Here is a 9149-nt window from a genome sequence, read left to right as displayed (position 1 = left end):
AACTGTCGAGAGGCGGGGGCGGGCCGATGCAGGACCGCAGGCGCCATGGATGGCGCCTACGAGCCCCCAAGGATGGGTTTACGGCGTGTCCCGCGAACCCAACCCGCCCGACCCAGCTCGCAATGCCAGTCGAATCCACCGCCGGCCAACCCACGAGGGGCTACGCCGTTGGCTGGAAACCCCTCAGATGCGCGTGGTGGCCAGGAAGCGTTCGCGGTCCTGCTGGGTGCGGCGGCGGATTTCTTCCAGGGCCTGGCTTTCGGTTGCTGCCAGCATGGCTTCGAACAGGCGCTGGAAGTGATGGCGCATGGCATTGCGCGCGGCCACCGGATCGCGGCTGCGCAGTGCTTCGAAAATGGCCATGTGCTCGTCGGCGCGGCTGGCGCCGTCGTCATGGCAGACCCGCGCGTAGACCTCGGTGACCCGCGGCAGCTCGCTGCGCATGCGCCAGATCTGCTGCACGAAATACTCCACCACCGGATTGCCCGACAGGCGCGCAATGGTCAGGTGGAAACGGCGGTCGAAGTCGCCCGCCTCGGCATCGGTCAGGTCGCGCCGGCACAGCGCTTCGGCCAGCACCTGCAACTCGGCGATGCCGGCATCATCGATGTTGCTGGCCGCCAGCGCGGCCGCCTCGGCCTCGAACACGGCGCGCGCCGCGGTAAGGTCGAAGGCACTGACATCGGGCAGGCCGCCCGCGGCCTGAGCCGGGCGCGGCTTCACGTAGACGCCCGAACCGATGCGGATGGCGATCCAGCCCTGCGCTTCCAGCGCGATCTCCGCTTCGCGGATGGTCACCCGGCTGACGCCGAAACGCTCGGCCAGCTCACGCTCGCCCGGCAGGCGCGAACCCGGCGGGAATTCTCCCCCCTCGATCAACGAGCGGAGCTTGGCAGCGATGGTCTGGTAGAGGCGGTTGGCGGACATGCGGCTGACCCTTGGCGGTTCCCTCCGGGCCCGTCCCGGGCCACCGTGCGCGGTGCGGGTCCGGTTGGAGCGACGGCGCGACCTGTAGCCGCGCCGCCCTGTTCAGAACTTGTATCGTACACCGAAATACGCACGCCGCCCGTAGGTCACCACTTCACGGAAGTTGCCGTAAAGCGGCTGGTAGGCCACGCGCGGTTCGTTGGTCAGGTTCATCAGTTCCAACGACAACGACAGCTGTTTGCTGACGCGGTAACGCATGCGCAGGTCCACGCTGGTGTTGTCATCGTAGTAGCGGTTCTGCTGCGCAGTGTTGCCAGTGAAATCCTGGTAGTAATGCGAGCGGAACTTGCCGATGGCCTGGATGTTGAAGCGGCCGACATCCCAGTAGATCGAGCCGGACAGCACGTGCCGCGAGAATCCGCTCAGGCCGGCCGGCGGCACGATGGCGGGAATGATGCTGCCATCGGCGGCCAGCTGCTCGCCCAGGCGCGAATCCTGGGTCTGGTAATCGCTGGGTCTGGTAATCGGCATCGGCATAGTTGTAGCTGAGCTTGAAGCCCAGCCCGTCGAACGGCTTGGGCAGGTAGGACAGACGGTGGGTAGCGGTCAGTTCGAAGCCGGTCAGCGTGCTGTCCTCATCGGTGGTGACCTGCTGCCGCACCGGCACGGTCACCGTCTGCCCGTTGAGGGTGTAGGTTTCCGGTACCAGCGCGGTGGCGGTGCCGCCGTTGAACTGCTTCCAGTACACCGCGCCGGCCAGCATCGTGTCCGGGTTGGGGTACCACTCCAGTGACAGGTCGCCGTTCCAGGACATCAGCGGCTGCGCGGCGGGGTTGCCGCTGGCACTGATGTCGTCCAGCGCGTCGGCCAGGTTGCCGTAGGTGGCATCGCTGCTGACATTGATGGTGCGCCCGGCGCCCAGTGCGGCGATATCCGGGCGCGACATGGCCCGGTACGCACCCACGCGCAGCAGCAGGTCCGGCTTCAGTTCGAAGGCGGCGTTCAGGCTGGGCAGCAGCTTGTCATTGCCGGCCTTGAAGACCTGGGTGGTGTAGTTGCCGGTGGGCTGCAGGCGGATCGTGCCGTCGCCGTTGTCCAGCACCTGCAGGTCGGTGCGCACGCCTTCGGAACGCACATCGGTCTTCACCCAGCGCAGGCCGACGTTGCCGGTCACCGGCAGGCCCAGCAGCGTGCTGCTGAATTCGCCCATCAGGTACAGCGCGCGGGTCCTTTCAGTGGCATCGACGTTGTTGGGATCCTGGAAGTCCGGATCCAGGCCGCTGGCCAGGCTGCCGCGGAACGACTGGTACAGGCAGTCCGGATCGAAGTACGCCCAGGACGAGATCGTGTTGCCGCTGGCCGCGTCCATGAAATCATCCTGCAGGAACGGCGCCCGGCAGGCCTTGTTGGCGGCGATGATCTTCGCCTTGTCGGCGGCTACGCGCGGGTCGTAGTCGGTCAGCAGGGTGTTGTCGCGCAGGCGGTAGTCGGCCTGGCTGGCGCGCAGCCCGCCCTTGATGCGGGTGAAGAAGCCCGATTCGGGCATGAAGCTGGCATCGAAGCGCCCGGCCTTGATCTTGTGATCGTTCTCGGTGGCGCTGGAGGTGACCCGCGCCGCACCGGAATACGCGTCCCAGTTGTTGACATCGAAGTTCGGCGCCAGCGCGATGCTGGGGACCTCGCCGTGCCAATCCCAGTCGTAATCCACGTAGCCGGTGGCGCCGCTGCTGATGCCCGGCACCACGGCATTGTTCACGTCGCGCTGGTTGGCGCGCAGGCGGGTCATGCGTTCGCTGTCCAGCCGGTTGGTGTGCGAATAGGAAAGATCGGTGGACAATTCCCAGGCCGCACTGGGGCGCAGGATCAGGTTCAGGCCGCCACCGGTGTATTCCTCCCCGCGCCAGTAGCGGTTGGACGTGGAATCGATGGACGTGCTGCCGTGCAGGTGGCGCACGATCCCGTTCTCGTCCACCTCGCGCTGGGTGATGCCGCGGCGGGCGTTGGACAGGCTGAGGTCGCTGCGGTCCTCATACCAGTTGCGGTCGGTGTGCTCGAAATCGACGTTCAGTTCGACCACATCGTTGGGCCGCCACTGGATCGCGGCGAACTCGCTCTGGCGGTCGTTGCGTTCCTGTTTCAAGCGATAGATGCGGCTGCTGGGCACCAGGTAGTACGGCGCGCCGTTGGCGATGGCCTGTGCGCTCACTTCGTTGCAGTTGGCGTTGCCCACGTTCTGCGCGCCGTTGCAGGCATACCAGGTGGAGCCGCTGGTGATGCTTTCTTCCGGGTCTGTGCCGTCCAGCCGCTGGAAGCCCAGCGAGATGCCCAGCTTCTGGCCATCGCCGAATTCAAACTGGTCGATGTAGCTGGCGGTGCCGCGGTAGCCGATGCCATCGTCGTCGCGGTACTTCTTGTCATACTCGGCCCAGCTTCCACGCAGGTCGATCTGCGCGGCGCGCTTGCCGTATTCCAGCGGACGCACGGTTTCCAGGCCGATGGTGCCGGCCACGCCGCCCTCGATGATGTCCGCACGCTGGGTCTTGTAGATGGCCACGGTGTTGACCAGCTCGGCCGGGAACATGTTGAAGTTCACCGAACGATCGCCGCTGCCGTTGGTGATCTCGCGGCCATTGAAGTTGGTGCTGCTGAGGAAGGCGCCCAGCCCGCGGATCGAGATTTCCGAGGCGCCGGTCTTGTCACGGGTGGATGCCGCGCCGGTGAGGGTTTCGATCGCATCGGCCAACGACGGCGCCGGCAGGTCGCCGATGTCATCGGCCGACAGCACATCGGCAATGACGGTGTCGTCGCGCTTCTTGTTGATCGAACTCTGCATCGATTCGCGGATGCCGGTGACCTGCACCTGGTCCAGGGTGGTCGCGTCCTGGCCCTGCGCGGCCGACTGCGCCTGTACGGTGGGCACGGCCGCCAGCGCTGCCAGCAGTGCCACGATCAGTGGCGTGGGGCACAACGAGGTGTTGCGTACAGCTCCGGCGGTTCGCCGCATGGTCTCCTCCTCCCAAAGGATCGCCTGGATGGCAGGCGTGGGACGCAGCTTCGGCACGCCGATGGCACGTTGTCAACCAATTGGACTGGGTTTTTCTTAATACCTTTGTTTCAGACCAATTAGCAGGCAACTTATGTGCTCATGCAGCATGACTTTGCGCGAAAGCTGGCTTACAAAAGGCCTCGAAGTGGTATACGAACCCATCCCGAAACGATGTTCCCACCGTCCCAGGAAGGTTCGCATGCGCATCGCAACGCTTTCGCACCGACGCTCTACACGATTTCCGGTTTCGTGCCTGGCCACTGGACTGGCAATGTGCCTGTCCACTTCTTCGGCGCAGGCGGCGAGCTGGCTGGTGCACGACGCCGCCGAGTTCAGCACCGCGGCCGCCGCGCTGCAGCCGGGTGATGAAATCGTGCTGGCCGATGGCACCTGGACCGATACCCGCTTGCTGCTGAAGGGACAGGGGACGGCAGCGGCGCCGATCGTGCTGCGCGCGCAGACCCCGGGCAAGGTGATCCTGAGCGGCCGCTCCGATCTGCGCCTGGCGGGCAGCTACCTGCAGGTGTCCAACCTGGTATTCCGCGACGGCTACGCGCCCGGCGATGCGGTGGTGGCCTTCCGCGAATCGAGCAAGGCCGTGGCCACCCACAGCCGGGTGACCGGGCTGGTGATCGACGATTACAGCAACCCCGATGCCAGCGACCAGGACTACTGGGTGTCGCTGTACGGCAGCTACAACCGCCTGGACCACAGCCAGCTGCGCGGCAAGACCAATGCCGGGCCGACGGTGGTGGTGGTGCGCGATGCCACCCAGGGCCTGGACAACCAGCACCGCATCGACCACACCTGGTTCGGTCCGCGCCCGGCGCTGGGCGTGAACGGCGGCGAGACGATACGCGTGGGCACCAGCGATACCTCGCTGAGCGATTCCAACAGCACCATCGAGAACAACTGGTTCGAGGGCTGCGACGGCGAAACCGAGATCATCAGCAACAAGTCCGGCGGCAACACATACCGCGGCAATGTGTTCTATCGCTCGGCCGGTGCGCTCACCCTGCGCCATGGCAACGGCAACCGCGTGCTGGACAACGTGTTCCTGGGCGATGACAAGGCCGGTACCGGCGGCGTGCGCGTGATCAACGCCGACCAGACCGTCAGCAACAATTACTTCGAGCGCCTGGCCGGTTCCAGCAACCGCGCCGCGCTGGCAGTGATGGACGCGCAGGCCAACCCGCCGCTGTCCGGCTATGCGCCGGTGGTGAACGCCACGATCAGCCGCAACACCTTCGTGGACGTGGCCAGGATCAGCTTCGGCGTCGGCCACGATCCGGCCAAGGGCATCGAGGTGGCCGCCAGCAACAGCCGCTTCAGCGCCAACCTGATCGTCAACCGCAGCAGCAAAAATCCGCCCACCGCCGCCAGTTCGCTCGCCGGCATCACCTTCGCCGGCAACGTGCAGTCCCCGCAGGCCAGCACGGTGTTTCCTGGCGGCGTGGCCAGCAGCACCGTCACCCTGCAGCAGGCTGCCAGCCAACTTTGGGTGCCCAGCCCTGCCCTGTCGTCCGTGGGCGCCGATCCGGCACTGGCGATGACCGCACGTGAAGCCACGGGGGTGGACTGGTACCCCAAGGTGGGCGAGGTTGCCCTGTCACGCACCAACACCGGAGTTGATCGATGAGGTTGCAGCCGCTGTTCGTTTCCCTGGCCCTGGCCCTGCCCGCCAGCGTGTTGCCGGCCCTGCCGCTGCAGGCGGCACCGGCAGCCGCCGCGCGGCAATCCGACACCGCACCGGTGCTGGTGACCGCCGCGCAATGGCAGCAGATGGCCAGCGAGGGCAGCCGCTACCCCTGGTTCGCCAAGGAGCAGGCGCGTGCGGAAAAATCGCTGAAGAAGATGATGAAGGCCGGCATCGACGTGCCGGTGCCGAAGGACAAGGGTGGCGGCCGTACCCATGAACAGCACAAGCGCAATTATCAGGCGCTGCTGGCCGCCGGCACGCTGTACCGGCTGACCGGTGACAAGGCCTATGTCGATTACGCGCGCGACATGCTGCTGCAGTACGCCAAGCTCTACCCCACCCTGGGCCCGCACCCGGAAGGCCGCGGGCAGATTCCCGGCCGCGTGTTCTGGCAGGTGCTGAATGATTCGGTGTGGCTGGTCAACGCGATCCAGGGCTACGACGCGATCCGCGATGCACTGCCCGCTGCCGACCGGCAGACCATCGAATCCCAGGTGTTCCGGCCGATGGCCGAGTTCCTGGTGAGCGAACCGAAGAACTACGACCAGATCCACAACCACGCCACCTGGGCAGTCGCGGCCACCGGCATGACCGGTTACGTGCTGCGCGACCAGGAACTGGTGGAAAAATCGCTGCGCGGCAGCCAGAAGGATGACCAGTTCGGCTTCCTGCGGCAGATCGACCTGCTGTTCTCGCCCGACGGCTATTACGAGGAAGGCCCGTACTACCAGCGCTACGCACTGGCACCGTTCCTGCTGTTCGCCAACGCGGTGGAACGCAATGAGCCGCAGCGGAAAATCTTCCAGCGCCGTGATGGCGTGCTGCTGAGGGCGGTGGATGTGCTGGTGCAGACCAGCTATGACGGCCTGTTCTTCCCGATCAACGATGCGATCCTGGACAAGGGCATCGACACCGAGGAACTGGTGGCCGGCATCGGCATTGCCTATGCCCGCAGCGGCGATGATCGTCTGCTGTCGGTGGCACAGAAACAGAAACGGCTGCTGCTGTCGCCCGAAGGCCTGCAGGTGGCGCAGGCATTGGCCGCCAACAAGGCCAAGCCGTTCGACTTCCGCCCCATGCTGCTGCGCGATGGCCCGGCCGGTGACCGCGGCGGCCTGGCGATCCTGCGCATGAATGGCGAACGCGGCCAGGCGCTGGTGCAGAAGGACACCATGCAGGGCATGGGCCATGGGCATTTCGACAAGCTCAACTGGCTGTTCTATGACAACGGCAACCCGGTGGTGACCGACTACGGCGCGGCCCGCTTCCTGAACGTGGAAGCCAAGCGCGGCGGCATCTACCTGGCCGAAAACCGCAGCTGGGCCAAGCAGACCGTGGCCCACAACACCCTGGTGGTGAACGAGACCAGCCACTTCAAGGGCGACTGGAAGCGCGGTGAGGAACATGCGCCGCAGGTGCGCTTCTTCCAGGCCGACGCCGATACCCAGGTGGCCTCGGCCACCATGCGTGATGCCTACCCCGGCGTGGTGTTCACCCGCACCCAGGCGCTGCTGCGCCATCCCGAACTGGGCCTGCCGGTGGTGCTGGACCTGCTGCAGGTGCGCGGCGACAAGGCTGCGCGCTACGACCTGCCGCTGCACTTCAACGGCCATATCGTCACCACCGGTTTCGAGGCCGAGCACTTCCCCGCGCAGCGCCCGGTGCTGGGCAGCGACAACGGCTACCAGCACCTGTGGCTGGACGCACGCAGCAAGCCCGGCAGCGAGCCGCGCACGCTGGCCTGGCTGCTGGATGGACGCTTCTACACCTATCGCTTCGGCAGCAGTGCGGCGGCACAGGCCCTGCTGGTGGAAAGCGGCGCCAACGACCCGGAGTTCAACCTGCGCCGCGAGCCGGCCCTGCTGCAACGCGTGGAAGGCCAGAAGGATGTGACCTTCTACAGCGTGCTGGAGCCGCATGGCGAGTACAACGGCACCGCCGAGTACGTGCACGGCGCCGACAGCCGCATCAAGGACATCGTGCGCAGCCGCGGCGGCGATGCCGAGGTGATCGAGCTGCGCCTGGCCAGCGGTGCGCGCATCGCGCTGGGCGTGGCCGACGACAGCACCGCCAAGGGCGAGCACAGCGTGACCGTTGATGGCCACGTTTACCGCTGGAGCGGCAGCCATGCGCGCATGGACCGCAGCAAGGGTGACGCACGATGAACGGCCCGGCGGTGGTATCCACCCTGCGCAAGGTGCCGGTGCGTTCGGCGGTGCGTTGGCTGATCGTCGGCCTGATTGCCGTGGCCACGGTGATCAACTACATCGACCGCAATGCACTGGCGGTGATGTGGCCGGAGATCGCCAGGGAAGTGGGCGCGACCAAGGATGACTACGCCCTGCTGGTGACCGTGTTCATGCTTTTCTACGCGGCCGGACAGTTCCTGTTCGGACGCTTGTTCGACATGATCGGTACGCGGCTGGGCTTTGCCCTGTCGATCAGCGTGTGGTCGATCTCCATCGCCCTGCATGCGGTCACCCATTCGATCCTGTCCTTCAGCCTGGTGCGCGCGATGCTGGGCATCAGCGAGGCCGGTGCATGGCCGGGCGCGGTGAAGGCCAATGCGGAATGGTTCCCGGCGCGCGAACGGGCGTTGGCGCAGGGCGTGTTCAACGCCGGTGCGTCGGTCGGCGCGATTGTCTCGGCACCGGCCATCGCCGGCCTGTACCTGTGGTTGGGCTGGCGCGGCACCTTCGTGCTGGTCGGTGCCATCGGCTTCCTGTGGCTGCTGCCGTGGCTGTTCGTCTACCGCGCCGGGCCGGACAAGCACCCGTGGGTGAGCGATGCCGAGCGACGCCTGATCCAGGAAGACCAGGCCGGCCAGCAGGCGGTGGCGGCGCCGAAGGTGAGCGTGCGTGCACTGCTGGCGCACCGGCAGAGCTGGGGCATGCTCGCCTGCCGTTTCCTGCTGGACCCGATCTGGTGGCTGTTCGTGTCCTGGCTGCCGATCTACCTGGCCGAAACATTCGGCTTCGACATCAAGCAGATCGGCCTGTTCGCCTGGGTGCCCTTTGTGGGCGCCATGCTGGGCAGCCTGAGCGGTGGTTGGCTGTCGGGCCGGCTGATCCGCGCCGGCCACAGCGTGGACCGCGCGCGCAAGCTGTCCATCTCGCTGGGCTGCGTGATCATGGCGCCCGCCCTGCTGGGCGCGGTGCTGGCCAACCAGCCGCTGCTGGCGGTGCTGGCCATTGCCGCGGTGCTGTTCGGCTTCCAGGTGGCGATCGGCAACATCCAGACCCTGCCCGGTGATCTGTTCGATGGCCGGTCGGTAGGCACCCTGGCCGGCCTGGGTGGACTGGCCGCCGTGGCCGGCACCCTGATCACCACGTGGCTGGTGCCGGTGCTGACCCGCCATTCCTACGCACCCATTTTCATTCTTGTCGCCGCCCTGGTGCCGCTGTCGCTGGCCGCGCTGTGGTGGTGGACCGGACCGATCCACAAGCTCGACCGCCCCGGCCGTTGAGCCCACGTTTC

4 protein-coding genes and 1 pseudogene are annotated in these 9149 nt (G+C 66.4%); 3 read left to right on the top strand and 2 right to left on the bottom strand.

Translation table 11 applies throughout. The features are described from left to right. Window positions 1-183 precede the first annotated feature (183 nt). On the bottom strand, window positions 184-927 hold the full coding sequence (locus AC06FA_RS18905; protein ID WP_312707637.1) for a FadR/GntR family transcriptional regulator: 744 nt from the start codon (window positions 925-927) through the stop codon (window positions 184-186). 102 nt (window positions 928-1029) lie between these two features. Continuing rightward, a pseudogene (locus AC06FA_RS18900) lies at window positions 1030-3931 on the bottom strand (TonB-dependent receptor). A 313-nt stretch (window positions 3932-4244) separates the two neighbouring features. On the opposite strand from AC06FA_RS18900, the gene AC06FA_RS18895 reads away from it, so the two are divergent. Genes AC06FA_RS18895 through AC06FA_RS18885 form a run of 3 tightly spaced genes read left to right on the top strand, consistent with a single transcriptional unit; the run spans window position 4245 to window position 9138 of the window. Further along, window positions 4245-5612 (top strand): polysaccharide lyase 6 family protein, encoded by a 1368-nt coding sequence (locus AC06FA_RS18895; RefSeq protein ID WP_478069622.1) that lies wholly within the window; start codon window positions 4245-4247, stop codon window positions 5610-5612. Beyond that, window positions 5609-7837 (top strand): oligoalginate lyase, encoded by a 2229-nt coding sequence (locus tag AC06FA_RS18890; RefSeq protein ID WP_478069621.1) that lies wholly within the window; start codon window positions 5609-5611, stop codon window positions 7835-7837. Before AC06FA_RS18895 ends, AC06FA_RS18890 begins: the two co-directional genes overlap by 4 nt. Continuing rightward, on the top strand, window positions 7834-9138 hold the full coding sequence (locus AC06FA_RS18885) for an MFS transporter (protein ID WP_478069620.1): 1305 nt from the start codon (window positions 7834-7836) through the stop codon (window positions 9136-9138). Before AC06FA_RS18890 ends, AC06FA_RS18885 begins: the two co-directional genes overlap by 4 nt. The last annotated feature ends 11 nt before the right edge of the window (window positions 9139-9149 follow it).

The organism is Stenotrophomonas sp. Steno-C17, from assembly GCF_056393165.1.
Note: the sequence above shows the minus strand (reverse complement) of the source record. Positions and strands in the feature narration are given on the sequence as shown.

Coding starts and splice junctions, on each gene's coding strand:
- AC06FA_RS18905 (WP_312707637.1), bottom strand. CDS start 927: ATGTCCGCCAACCGCCTCTACCAGACCATCGCTGCCAAGCTCCGCTCG.
- AC06FA_RS18885 (WP_478069620.1), top strand. CDS start 7,834: ATGAACGGCCCGGCGGTGGTATCCACCCTGCGCAAGGTGCCGGTGCGT.
- AC06FA_RS18895 (WP_478069622.1), top strand. CDS start 4,245: ATGTGCCTGTCCACTTCTTCGGCGCAGGCGGCGAGCTGGCTGGTGCAC.
- AC06FA_RS18890 (WP_478069621.1), top strand. CDS start 5,609: ATGAGGTTGCAGCCGCTGTTCGTTTCCCTGGCCCTGGCCCTGCCCGCC.